Annotated in this window: 18 protein-coding genes and 1 pseudogene; 2 read left to right on the plus strand and 17 right to left on the minus strand. The window is 61.5% G+C overall.

The genetic code is table 11. The features are described 5' to 3' along the window. Positions 1–639 (plus strand): annotated as a pseudogene (locus NBV68_RS11205) (hypothetical protein); the annotation flags it as partial. Between the two features lie 268 nt (positions 640–907). Here the strand turns inward: NBV68_RS11205 and NBV68_RS11210 are convergent. The 13 genes from NBV68_RS11210 to NBV68_RS11270 form a co-directional block, all read right to left on the minus strand. After that, positions 908–1,291 (minus strand): CopG family transcriptional regulator, encoded by a 384-nt coding sequence (locus NBV68_RS11210; protein WP_296309898.1) that lies wholly within the window; start codon positions 1,289–1,291, stop codon positions 908–910. Continuing rightward, positions 1,288–3,276 carry a conjugal transfer protein TraG gene (locus NBV68_RS11215; RefSeq protein ID WP_296309899.1) on the minus strand — a complete coding sequence of 663 codons (1,989 nt, stop codon included), beginning with the start codon at positions 3,274–3,276 and terminating at the stop codon, positions 1,288–1,290. Before NBV68_RS11215 ends, NBV68_RS11210 begins: the two co-directional genes overlap by 4 nt. Positions 3,277–3,388: 112 nt before the next feature. Continuing rightward, positions 3,389–4,090, minus strand: coding sequence for an RES family NAD+ phosphorylase (locus NBV68_RS11220; protein ID WP_296309900.1), 702 nt, complete (start codon positions 4,088–4,090; stop codon positions 3,389–3,391). Further along, positions 4,077–4,514 carry an antitoxin Xre-like helix-turn-helix domain-containing protein gene (locus NBV68_RS11225; RefSeq protein WP_296309901.1) on the minus strand — a complete coding sequence of 146 codons (438 nt, stop codon included), beginning with the start codon at positions 4,512–4,514 and terminating at the stop codon, positions 4,077–4,079. Before NBV68_RS11225 ends, NBV68_RS11220 begins: the two co-directional genes overlap by 14 nt. 79 nt (positions 4,515–4,593) lie before the next feature. Next, positions 4,594–6,339 carry a DUF3363 domain-containing protein gene (locus tag NBV68_RS11230; protein ID WP_296309902.1) on the minus strand — a complete coding sequence of 582 codons (1,746 nt, stop codon included), beginning with the start codon at positions 6,337–6,339 and terminating at the stop codon, positions 4,594–4,596. A 247-nt stretch (positions 6,340–6,586) separates the two neighbouring features. Next, on the minus strand, positions 6,587–7,288 hold the full coding sequence (locus tag NBV68_RS11235; RefSeq protein WP_296309904.1) for a lytic transglycosylase domain-containing protein: 702 nt from the start codon (positions 7,286–7,288) through the stop codon (positions 6,587–6,589). Between the two features lie 3 nt (positions 7,289–7,291). Next, entirely contained in the window at positions 7,292–8,203 is a 912-nt protein-coding gene (locus NBV68_RS11240) for a DUF736 family protein (protein WP_296309906.1), read from the minus strand. Continuing rightward, on the minus strand, positions 8,200–8,673 hold the full coding sequence (locus NBV68_RS11245; RefSeq protein ID WP_296309908.1) for a DUF2840 domain-containing protein: 474 nt from the start codon (positions 8,671–8,673) through the stop codon (positions 8,200–8,202). The genes NBV68_RS11240 and NBV68_RS11245 overlap by 4 nt, the downstream gene beginning before the upstream one ends. A 212-nt stretch (positions 8,674–8,885) precedes the next feature. Further along, positions 8,886–9,779, minus strand: a complete 894-nt coding sequence (locus NBV68_RS11250; RefSeq protein ID WP_296309911.1) for a replication initiator protein A — start codon at positions 9,777–9,779, stop codon at positions 8,886–8,888. Positions 9,780–9,787: 8 nt separating this feature from the next. Beyond that, positions 9,788–10,060 (minus strand): helix-turn-helix domain-containing protein, encoded by a 273-nt coding sequence (locus NBV68_RS11255; RefSeq protein WP_066479195.1) that lies wholly within the window; start codon positions 10,058–10,060, stop codon positions 9,788–9,790. 131 nt (positions 10,061–10,191) lie between these two features. Beyond that, positions 10,192–10,695 (minus strand): DUF2285 domain-containing protein, encoded by a 504-nt coding sequence (locus tag NBV68_RS11260; protein ID WP_296309916.1) that lies wholly within the window; start codon positions 10,693–10,695, stop codon positions 10,192–10,194. Then, complete coding sequence (locus NBV68_RS11265; RefSeq protein ID WP_296309918.1) at positions 10,673–10,966, minus strand: DUF6499 domain-containing protein; 294 nt, start codon at positions 10,964–10,966, stop codon at positions 10,673–10,675. The genes NBV68_RS11260 and NBV68_RS11265 overlap by 23 nt, the downstream gene beginning before the upstream one ends. 157 nt (positions 10,967–11,123) lie before the next feature. Continuing rightward, positions 11,124–11,390 carry a DUF2285 domain-containing protein gene (locus NBV68_RS11270; RefSeq protein ID WP_296309920.1) on the minus strand — a complete coding sequence of 89 codons (267 nt, stop codon included), beginning with the start codon at positions 11,388–11,390 and terminating at the stop codon, positions 11,124–11,126. Positions 11,391–11,610: 220 nt separating this feature from the next. Here NBV68_RS11270 and NBV68_RS11275 point away from each other — a divergent pair, with 220 nt between their 5' ends. Then, the gene (locus tag NBV68_RS11275; protein ID WP_296309922.1) at positions 11,611–11,835 is read left to right on the plus strand and encodes a helix-turn-helix transcriptional regulator; all 225 of its coding nucleotides are present in this window, start codon (positions 11,611–11,613) and stop codon (positions 11,833–11,835) included. A 50-nt stretch (positions 11,836–11,885) separates the two neighbouring features. On the opposite strand, the gene NBV68_RS11280 is transcribed toward NBV68_RS11275, so the two are convergent. The 4 genes from NBV68_RS11280 to NBV68_RS11295 all read right to left on the minus strand — a co-directional run. Beyond that, a complete protein-coding gene (locus NBV68_RS11280; protein WP_127692126.1) occupies positions 11,886–12,206 on the minus strand; it encodes a DUF736 domain-containing protein in 321 nt (106 codons plus the stop codon). Between the two features lie 611 nt (positions 12,207–12,817). After that, positions 12,818–13,222 carry a hypothetical protein gene (locus NBV68_RS11285; protein ID WP_296309927.1) on the minus strand — a complete coding sequence of 135 codons (405 nt, stop codon included), beginning with the start codon at positions 13,220–13,222 and terminating at the stop codon, positions 12,818–12,820. 144 nt (positions 13,223–13,366) lie between these two features. Beyond that, positions 13,367–13,531 carry a hypothetical protein gene (locus NBV68_RS11290; RefSeq protein ID WP_156437709.1) on the minus strand — a complete coding sequence of 55 codons (165 nt, stop codon included), beginning with the start codon at positions 13,529–13,531 and terminating at the stop codon, positions 13,367–13,369. A 297-nt stretch (positions 13,532–13,828) separates the two neighbouring features. Further along, the coding region (locus tag NBV68_RS11295) for a hypothetical protein (protein ID WP_296309932.1) at positions 13,829–14,336 on the minus strand (508 nt) is incomplete at its 5' end.

Raw genomic sequence — 14,336 nt, forward strand, 5'->3', positions numbered from 1 at the left:
AAGGATTTCGCTCACCGGGGACGAAACACCTTCCCAGTCCTCGCGGACATGCTCCTTGCCGCGCGCAACGCCGACCGCGAAGTTCAGGCAGCTATTCTCTATGTGCTGTCACGCATCTTGTCTCATTCGCGCAGGGGGCAGGACGGACACTTAGCACTGACAGCTTCCGCCCATCTCCCTGTGGAGCAGCTGAAAGCCCTTGTTGCTAAAGCAGCCGCCAAAAAGTCCGAACGGCAGATCGTCCGCTACAATGAGGATTATCTACTGTGGAGCCTTTTGAGGTCATGGCGTGTAGAGCGCAACGACGCCGATGTTCTAACACTGACCATCGACGTTGCCCGGATGCACGATGATGCCATGGGCGTCATGCCCGATGGTTTCGAAAGTGATGTCGATAATCCTCAGCAAACGGTTTCCCTGGCCGTCCAATCACTTTACGTCGCACTCGGCAACCGTAAGCCGCCGGTAAGCGAACGCGACATCGACGCAATACGGCCCTTCTTTAACGATGCTAAACTGCGCGCGGCATTCTCACCCGTGGAGATTATCCATCGGCAGACGGCGCCTGTTCTCGAGACTGCGCCAACGGTGCGGGTTGCAAAACCTAAGCTCGGCCTTCGCACTGCCCAGCGTGAATAACGATCTTCCGCTACCCACCATCAAAACGAATCCTCAACTGGTACGCTAGCGACCGCTATCCCAGATTGACTGTCTGAAACGCAGTCAGCCTTCAATCGGCGGTCATCGGGGAAACCGAAGATGACACCGTCTTGCACCGGAGTCGGCTCCTGCCGAAGGCCGGTCGATCGCTATGCTGCGCTTGCCTGATTAACAATGGGCAGGTTTCAGGGAGCAGCGTCTATCAGTCGAATGACCGCTCTGTTGGCGAGCTCCGCCCCTTCTAGATTCAAAAATCTCCCAACCGGGACCGTCCCTCCAATCGGCGCGCCAGTGCCTCAACAAACCCCTCATATCGCTCCTTGCCCTGCGCTTGCGCTGCGGCAAGGCCACTATCCGGCAGCGGCGGATTGGCGGTCAGCCAGAACCTCACGAACAATGCCAACGCCTCAGTGGTAATCTCGGTTTGCGTATCGAGCTGGCCTAGCCGCCGGTCGATGCGGTCAAGGCGGCGACTTAGCGCTGCCTCGAGCTGCTCAAGGTTGTCTGGCGACATAAACGACCGCAGCGCGGCCTCCACCACATCGGGCTGGCCGACGCGCCTGCGCATTGCGAACTCGGCAAGCTGTTTGATCACATCGGGTGGAAGCCGGAAAGTGCGCTTCAGCTTCACAGTTCGATCCCGTCCCCAAGGTCGAGCGAGGCTTGCCGCGCGCCTCGTTCCATCGTGCGCCGGATCCGCTCGTTGTTAGCGGCTGATTGGTCAGCGTCTGCGCTGTCAGCTTCTGCAAATTCGAATTCGGCTGCAGGAGACTTGGGCCGCGCAACCACTTCGACATGTTCAGGCAGGTCAGGCTCGCGCCGTAAACCGCCATTGGCAGGATCGATCCGGCGGCCACCGTCTTCGGCTGATTTGGGGTCTGGCTCAATCGGGGGCAGAGCGCTCCAGTCGTCGGTGGCGCGCGCGCCAACGGGTTGGCCGCAGATCTCGGGGGCGGGCATCACTCGGGACTGCAGTCGACGGTCAGCGTAATAGCGCGCCTTCTTGGCCTTGATCGGCGGTGCCCCTGACAAGAGCACAACCTCGTCGGTCGGCGGCAATTGCAGAATCTCGCCGGGCGTGAGGAGTGGGCGCGCCGTTTCAGAGCGCGAGATCATCAGGTGACCAAGCCAGGGTGATAGCCGGTGCCCGGCATAATTCTTCATCGAGCGCTGCTCAGTGGTTGTGCCGAGAGCTTCTGAGACCCGCTTGGCCGTGCGTTCGTCGTTGGTCGCAAAGGCAACGCGAACATGGCAATTGTCGAGGATGGCGTTGTTCTGTCCATAGGCACGCTCGATCTGGTTCAGCGACTGGGCAATCAGGAAGGCCTTGAGGCCGTAGCCCGCCATGAAGGCGAGGGCACTCTCGAAGAAATCGAGGCGGCCCAGAGCAGGGAACTCATCCAGCATGAGCAGCACGCGCTGGCGCTTGGTCGCAGGATCGAATTCTTCGGTGAGGCGGCGGCCGATCTGATTGAGGATCAGCCGGATCAGCGGCTTGGTGCGGCTGATGTCGGATGGCGGGACGACAAGATAGATCGACGTCGGCCGGCCGCTGACGAGATCGGCGATCCGCCAATCCGAATGGCTGGTGACCTTGGCGATGACGGGGTCGCGATAGAGGCCCAGAAAGGACATTGCGGTCGACAGCACGCCTGACCGCTCGTTGTCAGACTTGTTGAGCAGTTCGCGCGCTGCGCTGGCAACGACCGGGTGCGGGCCCGATTCACCGAGATGCGGGGTGTCCATCATCGCATAAAGCGTGTTCTCAATGGTCTCGTCGGGATTGGAGAGGAAAGCCGCGACGCCAGCGAGCGATTTGTCAGCGCCAGCGTAAAGCACGTGAAGGATGGCTCCGACCAGCAAGGCATGGCTTGTCTTCTCCCAGTGGTTGCGCTTCTCGAGGCTCCCCTCGGGATCCACCAGGATATCTGCGATGTTCTGCACGTCGCGCACCTCATTGAGGCCGCGGCGCACCTCCAGCAGCGGATTGTATGCGGACGATTCAAGACTGGTTGGATCGAAACGCAGGGTGCGGCTGAACGTGCTGCGGAAGCCGGCGGTGACATCCCAATTCTCGCCCTTTATGTCATGGACAATCGCCGATCCCGGCCAGGTCAGCAGGGTCGGGATCACCAAGCCGACGCCTTTGCCGGAGCGTGTCGGCGCAAAGCACAGAACATGTTCAGCCCCGTCATGGCGAAGATAGTTGTTCTGGAACTGTCCGAGCACCACCCCGGTGTCGGCCAGTAATCCGGCCTTGCGGATGTCATCGCGGGTCGCCCAGCGTGCGGTTCCGTAGGTGTTGGCGTTGCGGTTCTCGCGGCCGCGCCAGACAGACAGCGCGATGGCGACCACGATTGCTATGAACCCGCCCGAGGTAGCGATCATCCCTCCCGTATCGAAAATCTGCGGAGCGTAGGCATCATAGGAGAACCACCACCAGAACAGGTCATAGGGGCGATAGACCGGATGGCCGAACAGTCGGAACCAGGGCGCACCGAGTTCTGGCTGGAACCCAAGCGCCGAGGCTGTCCATTGGGTTGCGGACCAGACGCTCGCAACAATGATGATCAGCACCGCGAGGATCTGACCCCAAAGGATTTTGGCAGCAGACATAGCGCAACTCCGCCTCGTTCACGCCTAGGTCGGTGAGCTTCGGAGAGGTTGGCAAGAGGGCAGTTGGGTTGTGCAGGCCTTGGCGCAGAAACGGACAGGCTGGCGCAGATCGCTAGATCGGCTCCCAGGTATAATCGGGCGTACCCGACCAGGTCAGCCGAACCATCGCGCCTTGCACCACCGATTGCACGACATTCGGCCAGAGCGCAGCGATGCAGGTGCCGCCTGCGTGGCGAACCGAGGGGTAGATGATGCCATTGTGGCCCTCGACACGTGCCTGCGCGGCAAGGACATTGCCAGCGGCATAACCCGTCGCGGGGTCGGCATCGAGCGCGGGATGGCCTGGGGCTTCACGCAGGTCGACGAACACGCCGGCCATGCTCGCCAGCATTTCGCCATATTCAACGACCGCGTTGAAATCGCCTGCGTCGGCGAGCGCCTTGGTCAGGTGATGCCCGACTTCGGCAATGCAGGTTTCAACCGCGAGGGCGGCGTACCATGCGCCGCGGTCCGCCGGGTTGAAGCGCATCGGCTCGCGCGGTTTGGCATAGGCGAAGCTGGCATTGATGAAGCGCGCATGCGGCACGCCATGAACCAGTTCTTCGGGGCTGAGTGCGCCAAGCCCGCGTTCCTCGGCAACTAACCGCCCGCTGGTCGCGCCTTCGATCTCGGCGAGCAGCGCCAACTCGTCGGGATCGTCTGCCAGCGGTGCGAGCACGGCTTCGCGCAGCCGCGCGCTCGCGGCCAGCCTGATGGTGCGCGGGAACGCCTCACGCACCAGCGGCAGCGCGGAGTGCGGCTCAGAGCCCGCCACGCAGCGCGTCAATATACTGCCGGGTCTCGAGCATGCGGGGAATGCCGCCTTCGATCATCGCTTCGACCGGCGACTTTGCGCCGAACACCGGCGCACGGTTGGGCAGGCGCGGCCAGCGATCCGCCATTCCGTCGGCGAACAGCAGGTGCAGGCCCTTGAACACACCGATTAGCGCCGAGGCGCGGGTCAGCTGGTCCTGGCTCAAGGTGCCGTCCCATTTGCCGGCCTTTATGCGGTCCCATGTGCTCTCGGATACGCCGAGCAGCGCGGCACCTTCGGCATTGCTGCCACCCCAGGCATCGACGAGCCGCAACACGGCCTTGATGGCCGCCCCGGTCAGTCGCTTGCGATCTCCTTCACCCGAGAAGGTCTCCAGGCCTGCTGCTGCCGGGGCCGCTTGATGGGTGATTGCTGCGCTTGCCATGGTCGTTTCTCCTGACGCGAATATACGCATCACATGGTGCGTTTGTCAAGATTGGGCTGATACCCGTCAGCTTGCCACATCATATCTCGATCGACCTGCTTCGGCCCAGTGTCCATTCGATGCCACCACCAGACCGCAGCTGGGCGCTCACATATTGCCCGAGATGCCGGTCTAGTTGCTTCGACCAAGGGACAAGCGAAAACCCAAGGCCATCGTCGATCATCGCAAACCGGCCCGAAGCGAGCTGGATGCGCTGGCGATATACGCCAGACACCTCACCGGATGATCGGCTTTGGCGGTGTGGCGAGCCATGTTCACGCGAGAGTGCTGCACCAGCGTCGGCAAGGTCGCGCTCGCGCAAGGTGCCAAGCAGATTGCGGGACAGGGCGAAGCGGTCACCGCGCCGCTGGGCAAGACCTTCGCTTTCCAGATATTCTAGCCGGCGAGTTTTCGCTGCTTCGACTTCGCTGCCAAAGCCCGGACCGAGCGGCAGCGGCTCCGATGCGATCAATTGCTTGTCGAGCCAGGTGGCTCCGCGGCTGCGCTCCTGGGTAGCAAGATCGCAGTCGGAATGTGTCAGGAGCGAGGATTGCTCGCGGCCGCGCCGGTCAGTCCAGGAGCGGAGCTCGACAATTGCACCCGTGGCAGCATCACCGGTCATGTCGATGTCGGAGAATTTGCAATGATGGACCCGGCCATCCACGCCATCGACCACGGCATAGGCCTGACCGGTCAACTCATTGTGCAGGCCACGCTCGACCAGTCGCCCGATGACGGGCTCGCTCGCCCTTTCATTATGAAGAGCAAATCGCCCCGCTTCAGTGGCAAGGCCGTGCCCGGTCATGGCGATGTGCATCGTCTTGATGATATCGCCTCTGGTGCCAAGATCTCGCAAGGTCTGCTCGAGTGCTGGCTTTATCCGCCAACAGCCAGGCGCAATCTTCTCTGCCAGGCCCATGCGTTCGAGTTTTGTGGCGCGGCCGATGAGATGCTGGTTGGCCGGGTTGGCGATCCGCTGCGGATCGGGGCGCAGGTCGACTACGCCGCCGAGGCCGTCACCAAGCGTTTGCAACTGGCGATCAAGACCGGTCCAGCGATCGGCCTGCACCTCGCGAGCCATACTTCGATCAATGTCCTGCTGGGTCCGTGCGCCCAGTTCCATGGTCACCAGCTGCGCGGCGCGAGCCCGCATGCCCTCGCTGATGTAGCTGCGGTCGATAACCAGGTCGCGGCCATCGTCGGCCTTGCCGCGGACCAGAATGTGGATGTGGGGATTGTCGGTGTTCCAATGGTCAACGGCGACCCAGTCGAGACCTGTGCCAAGATCCTTTTCCATCTGGGTCAGCAGGTCTCGGGTAAAGCTCCGCACATCGGCCAGTTCGGCCGTGTCTTCGGGCGAAACAATGAAACGGAAATGGTGGCGGTCATCGGCGCAGCGCTCGGCGAAGGCTCCGCCGTCGACGGTATCGTCCCCGCTGTCGAAAAGCGCTGCGTCCTTCCCGTCGCGGGTCACGCCATCGCGCTTGAGATAGGTCAGGTGCTTTGCCAGCGGCGCTGCAGTGAAGCGGGGCCCGCGATGTCGCACGATCCTCGCCTTGACGATCACACGGCGCTGACTTGCGCGGGAGCTTGCTTGCAGGCTTGCGATGCGGCCTCGGGCAAGGCGACCGGTGCTGCGTCGTGACCCGGAACCACCCGCTCGGCCGCCATGTCCTGACCGATTGGCAAGTGCCCGCAGTTGGGCTTTGAGTGTGCGCGCTTTGCCTTCGCCGGAACTGCGATCTCGGATGCGCCCAGGCCTGATTTCCAGATCGTCATCACTCATGAGGTCAAGCAATGCGGTACAGCGGCTGGCTCATCGAACGGCGGAATTGCGACAATTATCGAGACTGGAGCCAGCCATGAGGTAGGGCGGCTGGCTGTCAAAATCCCGCAATTCTGCGGCCCCACACCCCGGCGGCTGGCTCCGCTTTCATCTTGCCATCCTCCTGACCCATCCTTTCCTGCAACCCCGCTTCCGCACAGTTTTGCGCTAGTCCACGCCATGACGCGCCAGATAGGGAGGGGGCCAGTCACTGGTCGCGGTTCCCCGAGACAGGGACGAACAGGCCGCCGTGCGGACGCAGCGAAGCAGACGGCGCAGCCGCTGTTTCTTCGCCGATGTCTGCACTGGGCGCTGCCTCAGTTGCGGAAGTTCGCGCTGTGAACAGCCCGCTTTGCGTCCACGCAATGCGCACGGGCCGCACAGGCGACGCGCTGGCGACGACATTTGCTGTGCTGTCCAATTGCAGCATCGGTGCGACTGTTGCGACATAAGCGCGGGTTTCTGGGGGAAGTGGGCGACCGCGATCGCGCCACTCCTGATAGCGCCCGGGGCCTGCATTATAGGCAGCGAGCATGCCATAGGCGCCGTAACTGTCGTACATTTCGCGAAGATAGCTGGTGCCTGCCAAGATGTTATCGCGCGGGTCGAACGGATCGCTGCCGAGGCGGAAACGGGCGCGCTGGCGCGCCCATGTTCCGGGCATGAGCTGCATCAGCCCCATCGCTCCGGCCGACGATACCGCGCCGATCCGGCCAGCGCTCTCGGCCCGCATGACCGCATAAATCCATTGCTCCGGGATGCCGAAACGCAGCGATGCCTCAGCAACGTGCGCTGCAATGTCGACGGTGCGCGGCGTTGCCGAGTCGGCAGCGTCCTGCCCAAAGGCAGGCGCGGAACCGAACAAAGCCAGCGCAGCGACGGCGGCGAAGCCCAAGCGGCGTAGCTGCATGGCTCAGTTCGCCTTTTCGCGCCGCGAGGGACGCGACCATACCAGAACATGGCCGTTGTCATCGCCCTTGAACAGGTTGGCCCTCAGCGGCTGCACGAATGAAGGATCATCGATCTGCACGCTGACATAGTCGCCCGTCTTCTCCCCGACATGCTTCCAGCCTGCGCCGATTTCGCGCGCGTCCGCATCTTCGCCAGCAACCACACGGAAGTCCGGAGCGTTCTCGCTGTCTGATGGGTCTGCCGGGACGAGTGAGATCTCAATGTTAAGCGACAGCGTCTGCAGTTGCCCGCTGTAGCCGCCACCAACGGCACGAAAAGTCCCGATACGCATGGGTTCATCTCCTTGGGTTGAGGGTAAAGAAGTGTCGGAGGCGCGCGGGTCGGCGAACCAGACATGGTCGCCGTTGCCCGCCTCATCGGTCCAGACAGGCGCCGCGCGACCGATGACCTGGGTCAGACGCAGCACGCCGAAATAGCGCCCATCGAAACTGTCGGGCGCCGCCGGGTTCATCACGAACAACTCGCCCGTGCGCAGCACATGACAGCCCGTCCAGGTCGGCAACGGGCGGCCCAAGCGGTCGCGCGCTCGCGCCGCGCCGACATATTGGCCGTCAATCGTAATGCTCAAGGCATCACGGCAGACGCGCTGGCCGCGCACAGCCGCGATGCGCTTCAGCAGCGGGACGCCTGTCGGGAGGTAGTGCCGCTCGGCGAGCAAGCGGCGTAATTCGGGCGGCGGCTCAACGGCGATCCGCTCGCCAACATGCAGGCTTTCCGTGCCGCGGATGGCATAGAGCCCGGTAGGGACCGAGGCGGTCGCATTCCACACCGCATAGCGCGCGACTGGCACGGCCAGCGTCGTGAGTGTCGCGCAAGCGACGATCGCTGCGAAGACGATGCTGCGACGCTTCATGGCAGAAGTGCCTTGCGCTGGAGCCAGGCCTGGTGGCGCGCGGGCGTGTAATCACGCGGGGTAAGTCGGGCCGCCATCCTGTTGTGGATGTGTCGCCAATGTTCTGGAGCAACATCGCAGAGGTCTATGCCTGATGCTTCGATGGCATCGATAAGCCGGAAGACTTGCGCGACCTTGGGCCAGCCATGGACCGAAAGCAGCAGCGCGCCACCGGGGTCGACCTGCGGCACGGTTGCGCATTGCTTGCCCAGGCTGACAGCTTGGACGATGTCCAGGGTTGAACGGACGGTGCCATAATCGTTGGACGCCCACCGGACCAAGGCGAACACCTGGCCCGCCATATAGCTCTCGATCCGCTTGCTACGGCTGAGGATCCGCTGTGCAACGGGCTTGCCGAATTTGATCCAGTCCTCATGCTGGCCTTCGCGCCAGACCAGCGTCACATGGGTCAGCTGCGGGTCATCACCCATCCTCGTACCGGCAGGCCTTTCGGGGTCCGCCCCGCTTTTTGTCCACAGGCTCGCAGCCGTTAGCAAGAATCCGAAGGATTCTTTGTTAGGATAGTTAAGGGCAAAAATTGCCGATGTTTTCCCGTAATTTGGACGGCGTTTTGGTTCCCGATAGTCCGAACTTCCGGTTCCTGATGGTCCGAGTGTGGCGGTTCCTGATAGTCCGTGCTGCATCATGACATATCCACAGGGTGATGGTTGGTGGAGCGCAGTCTGAGACGGCGCATTGCGGCGTCGAACGGGTCGGGCCGGACGGCGACGAAGTTCAGCCGTTCGCGGCCGAACGCGTGCTCGATGGTGAGCGTGTATCCGGGCAGTGCTTGGCGGCGGACAATGTCGCGCAGCTCGAATGCGAAGCGTTTCGGCGGCGAGAGCGCACCTGACTTCATGTGCAGATGCTGGAAGTCGAAGCTCCAGCCTCCGCGCTGTTTGCCCCCATGCTTGCGCACGAGGCGGTAAAGCCAGCGCTCCAGACCACCGGTCAGTGCGAAGTAGTCGGCATCAATGGTGAGCACGAGCGCCTGATCGATCACGCCCTCGTAGAACCAGTCTGGGATGATCATCTCGATCCCGAGCGCGCGACCCGAATGGTCGAGACGCTCCTTCCATTCATTGATCCAAGAAAAGCGGTGCCGCCGCCGCGCGTCACGCTGGCGGATCGAGGTCGCGATAGTGGTCGATTGCAGTCGATCCAGCCCGGCCTTCAGCCGCTCATAGCTGGCTTTGCCGGTGCCCCGCCGTGTGAAGGCAAGGATCTCGTGCGGGGTCGCGGCGATCAATCGCGAGGTAGGCCGACCAGCATCGCGCGCTTCGACGATCTGGCTCGCTACCCAGATGAGGACGTCTGCGTCCCAGATGGTTGCCATGCCATGTTCGGCAGTCGCTTCGACCAAGATCGAAACCTCCCCCATCCGGAAATCGATCGGACGGACCCGCTTCGATTTGGAGAGGCTGAAGAACGGCCAGGCCATCAAATCCTGCGCATCGCGCGCGGCAATGTCGCCGCCCTGGGACACGAACAGGTCAAGCTGCGCAGGCTTGGCTGAGAAGGCGGACAGGCGTCGCATTGCGTGCCTCAGCGCCGGACCGGCGGAGTATAGCCATCAAGCCGCTTGGCTGGGTGGACGATGCCTTTTCCGGGATCGCTGGTTGACCGCCGCAGCCCTTGCTCTGCCCATGCGTCGAGATCTGTCACCGCATAGACGATCCGGCCACCGAGCTTGCGATAGACTGGCCCCGTCCCGAAACAGCGGTGTTTTTCGAGTGTGCGCGCCGAAAGCCCGAGGTGCACTGCAGCATCAGGCGTCCGCAAAAATCGTGCAGTCACGGGGGTGGGTCTGGCATCCATGGCAAGGCTCCGGCGAAGGTTGGCAGCAGCAGCGGGCTGTCGCTGGGGTTCGCGAGCTTTGGCGGAAGATTGGCATGGGCAGGGAGTGACCGAATGCAGGTGACGCAATATGTCACCCCCGAATGTCTCGGTCAGCGGTGTAAAAGAATATCGCGATATCCGCGGGAGACGAGGCTACGCGCTTGGGCGATCAGCCGAAGAACCTGCCGCCGCTCACTCGAGGCTTTCCAGGTCGCTCCGACAAGAGGACGGTGGTTGGGGAAGATCAGGCCGTAGGCGAGGTCACGAGAAGACGCACCCGCCACAAGCGCATCGTGAATCGCAAGGGAGCGGCTCAACCGCAGTCGTTGATTGTGCGTGATGACGTGAGCGCCTTGGGATGTGGAGCTGGAGGCGCGCGTTATCAGATGCATACGCGTGACAGCTGCGATGCGAAGTTCATAGGTCTCGTCGCACGGTATCGAGACGGCGGGCACGGGCAAGGCGGCTCGGTATTGAATGCAAAGTCGCAGCTTGGAGCTGCCCCTCGTATAAACGAGATGTTTGCCGACTGATGTCGATATCTCTGCCAGCGGCTTCCAGCTCGACAGCCACATCAGAGGCAGGTCCGGGTTAGAAGTTTCGACGATGATCACGTCGGGCGATGCGCTGGGCGACCAATGGGCCGGGCTCTGGCGCGGATTTGCTTGCGGATCGGTGGGGAAAGCTCAGGCCCCATCGCCGGGACAGGCCCTCCTTTTCATGGTGTTCGACCGATGGGAAGCGAGCAATGCGCTCTTTAGTTTCGGCAAAATCGCGGCGGTAATCAGCATTACGGTGCAGGAATTCCTGCGCGAAGTCCGCATAGTCGTGATCGCGATATTGATCCGCGGTCGATGGTGACCGCCATGACGAACCACCGGGCATAAAGACCCCTGCAAAACACAGGCAAAAAGGCCAAGCATCAAGTTTTTGTTAATCAAGGGTAAGCCGCAAGTATCAAAATCTGGGGATGCTTATGCCCGGAGGCGCAGAAATTCTGACGGAGCGCTTAGGGCAAGGCGTCCAATCCGTGTCCGAAAAATCAGCCTTTTTGTTCTTTCTCAAGCAGATGTCGGTAGCCGTGGGACGTCATCCAGCGTGCTCGGTCGAGGTGGGTCTCATGGACCTGACGCGCCCGGACCGGCTCCAGGGCAGGATCGATCCCAAAGACGATCTGCACAACTTCGGTCCATTCCGCACCTTCGTCCGCGGCGTCAAGTAGCCGTAAATACGTGACAAAATGGCGTTCGTCATACGGCGTTACCGTATCCGAGAGGGGCGGGCTTTTTTCGAAAGAAGCAATCGTCATGGTCCGAGCCTTTGGTTCCGACTCATTTTTGCATCCACGGTCTCTTAGCACCAAGACCCACCAAAATGGCGAAAACTTGGCTTGTTCGACAACGGGCAGAGAAATGTACCTTTTCGCGGATAAACCGTGGGCGTTGCCAGCCTGCTGAACTCAGCCGAATTCCATTCGTGAAGAGTATACTCCGTGGTTAAATACTCTGCAACGGTGGTGAGTTCGTGCAATGAAATTGCGCGAGGTCCTGGCTGCGAATCTGAAACGCTATCGGTTGGCTGCTGGCCTGTCGCAAGAAGAGCTTGCACATCAGGCCCATCTCGATCGAACCTATGTCAGCAGCCTTGAGCGTGGACGCTACAGTGCCTCGGTCGACAAGCTTGAGCATCTTTCCATAGCGCTCGGGATTGAAGCCTCAGAACTCCTTATGAGAGTGACGTCAGCAGACGAATGAGAATGCCGGAAGCCCCGCCCGGCAGGTGCCGGGCGGGGCTGGCTGTTCGGTCAGTCGCCGTTGGTGCGGCGGGCGCGCGACCAGATCAGATTGAAGCTCTTGCCGTCTTCGTCATCGAAGAGGTTGGCAAAGATGGGAGCGGTGAAGCTGGGATCGTCGAGCTTGACCGAGAGATACTCGCGGCCTTCGTTGGAGGTCTTGGTCCAGGCGGCGCCGATTTCCGCGCGGCCGACGAAAACCCGGTGCGAAGGCGCATTTTCGTTGTCGCTGGTTTCGGGGACGATGCGGACGTTCTTCTGCTGCACCGACATGGTGACAATCTCGCCCTTGTATTCGTTGCCGGTCTTGGTGAAAGTTCCGATGTTGGCCATGATGCATTCCTTCAAGTTGGTCGAACCCGCGCCCATCGCGGCCTCGATGGCTGGTTGAAGGCAGGGGCTTGCGCCCGCTGCACCGGAACGGCCGAAACGCAGTGGAGGACGACGGCCAGACGGCTTTCTTGCCTCGCGAGGAATGGGCGGTACGCCCAGGGGAAGAAAGTTGGTACAGACGGCGTTGCAGCAAGGGATCAAGCGGCGAAGCCATCCCCTGCCAACCACGGCCATTGACGAGGCAGCAGTGGGCTCGGGTCACACTTGACCGGGAGAAATGGCACTTCCCGGACTTCCAAGACCGAAATGCGATGAGAAAGGTGTCGTCACCGGTGTGCTGCCTAGTGGTAACCGCAATCGCAGATGTCGGCAACGGCCATGCGTCAATCCGGGCCTGATTGAGATCAGCGCGATCGGTCCGCCACTGGCCAGCTCAAAACCGGCTGCGAATTCTCGGCCTCGCTCCGACCGCGCAAACGCCCAGACCAAGCTGACCCAAGAAGAGGGACGCAGAAACTGCCACTCGAACACAACGCTTGCCTCGTACTTGCCGATTTGGCCGTGCGAGCCCCGCCGGGCACCTGCCGGGCGGGCGTTCGAAAATGGCAAAGCTAGGGCCGGGCGCGGTTCCATTGCGTCCAGGATGCAGCCGCGATTGTCGCAGCGCCAAGCAATGAAAAGGCGTGTTGCCATGCGCTTGGCGGCATGGTCGCCGCAGCAATGCCGTGGACTGCGTGATAGCCTGCAATGGCTGCGGGCGCGGCAAAGGCAAGGCCAATCGCTGCCCGCGTCAGGTCGGACTTAGCGAACGCCAGTGCTAACCGGGCTGCAGCAAGCAGAATGATCGCAGATATGGCTGCGGCGGCGAGCGCAGCAAGAATACCGCTGTCGGTGCGATAAGTCGCCGAACCCGCAAGAAACGCGACAAACAGTGGAAGGGCGTAGATCGAAAGGCGAAACAGAAGCGCGCAGCACAGGAATACTGCTACGATTATCAGGGCAAAGCCGATCAGCATGGCGTCCTCCTTGGAATCAAGGGTAAGGGACGCGCTCTCCACCTCCACCGCAGCGCAATGTGCATGGAATCCATAGCAGAAATGCGCATCGGCTGGAATACCCGATGGGCATCCAGCCATGCGCCGCAACGCAATCTGACGCGGTCAGGGATTGAACGGGTCATATTCATGGATGACGCTGTCGGCATCGCCATCGAATTCGGCGGTGGGAACGGCGGCATAGCCATTACCGGCTTGGAACAAGGTAACGCAGACCATTAGTGTGCGGGCGAGGCTCCAGGCGTGACGCTGTGCGACGGTGAGTGACATGTACGAGCTCCTGTCTCGGAGCAGGGACCATCCCCGCTCGACAGGCCCCGGACAGACGGCGCAAAGCCGCAATCACCACGAAGGCGCAGACGCAGTGGCCGCACGCGCAGCGTAGCGGACCCTTTACGGGTTGATTGAAGGAGGCTTGGGGTCGGCCAACGGATTGGCCTCAAAGAGCGGGGTGGTGACTTGCGCAGATCGCGCGATCATGTCTCGAATGTTGGGGGGGGGGACAGTCCGCTTTAAATCCCGGCCAGTGCCAAGCTGCCGCACTGGCCGGGACATGTTGTGGAGAAGTCAGATTTCTTTCATCCAACCCGTGATGTGCGCGACGGTTCGGTCGAGTATTTCGGGTTGGTCATAATAGCTCAGATGCGGCGTATCGCCTTCCCAGATCAGGTTTTTTAAGGTTGATGGCATGGCATCGAAATGCCGTTTTGCGGCATCGGGCAGGAAGCTCGCATCGCTATGGATCATCAAATAGGGCTTGGTTTGTTTTGCTGCGGCAGTGATCGATTCATAAGCCAGCAAGTCGGCGTCGCTCATCACGGCATAGCGATTGTCCCACAGGCCTTTTTCCGCCCAGACATGATACCAGTCCCAGACAAACTTGCCGGGCATGCCCACGTTCATATCGGTTTCATCGACACCGGGGATATAGATGATTTCGCCGGTTGCCTCGTATTTGGCTTTGGCGGCCTGTCCCTGCGCAAGGCGCGCGGCATAGCCATCCTCCGTTAGCCATGCGATGTCACCCTGCTTATCACGATAGTGACCAGCGACAGTGATGCCGGCTTTAAGTGCC

This window comes from Erythrobacter sp., assembly GCF_023653175.1.
Classification (GTDB): Bacteria; Pseudomonadota; Alphaproteobacteria; order Sphingomonadales; family Sphingomonadaceae; genus Erythrobacter.

Excerpts from the sequence above, each read along its gene's own strand:
- NBV68_RS11215 (WP_296309899.1), bottom strand. The coding sequence starts at position 3,276 with ATGTCTGCTGCCAAAATCCTTTGGGGTCAGATCCTCGCGGTGCTGATC.
- NBV68_RS11225 (WP_296309901.1), bottom strand. The coding sequence starts at position 4,514 with ATGGCAAGCGCAGCAATCACCCATCAAGCGGCCCCGGCAGCAGCAGGC.
- NBV68_RS11230 (WP_296309902.1), bottom strand. The coding sequence starts at position 6,339 with ATGAGTGATGACGATCTGGAAATCAGGCCTGGGCGCATCCGAGATCGC.
- NBV68_RS11235 (WP_296309904.1), bottom strand. The coding sequence starts at position 7,288 with ATGCAGCTACGCCGCTTGGGCTTCGCCGCCGTCGCTGCGCTGGCTTTG.
- NBV68_RS11240 (WP_296309906.1), bottom strand. The coding sequence starts at position 8,203 with ATGAAGCGTCGCAGCATCGTCTTCGCAGCGATCGTCGCTTGCGCGACA.
- NBV68_RS11245 (WP_296309908.1), bottom strand. The coding sequence starts at position 8,673 with ATGGGTGATGACCCGCAGCTGACCCATGTGACGCTGGTCTGGCGCGAA.
- NBV68_RS11250 (WP_296309911.1), bottom strand. The coding sequence starts at position 9,779 with ATGCGACGCCTGTCCGCCTTCTCAGCCAAGCCTGCGCAGCTTGACCTG.
- NBV68_RS11255 (WP_066479195.1), bottom strand. The coding sequence starts at position 10,060 with ATGGATGCCAGACCCACCCCCGTGACTGCACGATTTTTGCGGACGCCT.
- NBV68_RS11265 (WP_296309918.1), bottom strand. The coding sequence starts at position 10,966 with ATGCCCGGTGGTTCGTCATGGCGGTCACCATCGACCGCGGATCAATAT.
- NBV68_RS11270 (WP_296309920.1), bottom strand. The coding sequence starts at position 11,390 with ATGACGATTGCTTCTTTCGAAAAAAGCCCGCCCCTCTCGGATACGGTA.
- NBV68_RS11275 (WP_296309922.1), top strand. The coding sequence starts at position 11,611 with ATGAAATTGCGCGAGGTCCTGGCTGCGAATCTGAAACGCTATCGGTTG.
- NBV68_RS11280 (WP_127692126.1), bottom strand. The coding sequence starts at position 12,206 with ATGGCCAACATCGGAACTTTCACCAAGACCGGCAACGAATACAAGGGC.
- NBV68_RS11285 (WP_296309927.1), bottom strand. The coding sequence starts at position 13,222 with ATGCTGATCGGCTTTGCCCTGATAATCGTAGCAGTATTCCTGTGCTGC.
- NBV68_RS11290 (WP_156437709.1), bottom strand. The coding sequence starts at position 13,531 with ATGTCACTCACCGTCGCACAGCGTCACGCCTGGAGCCTCGCCCGCACA.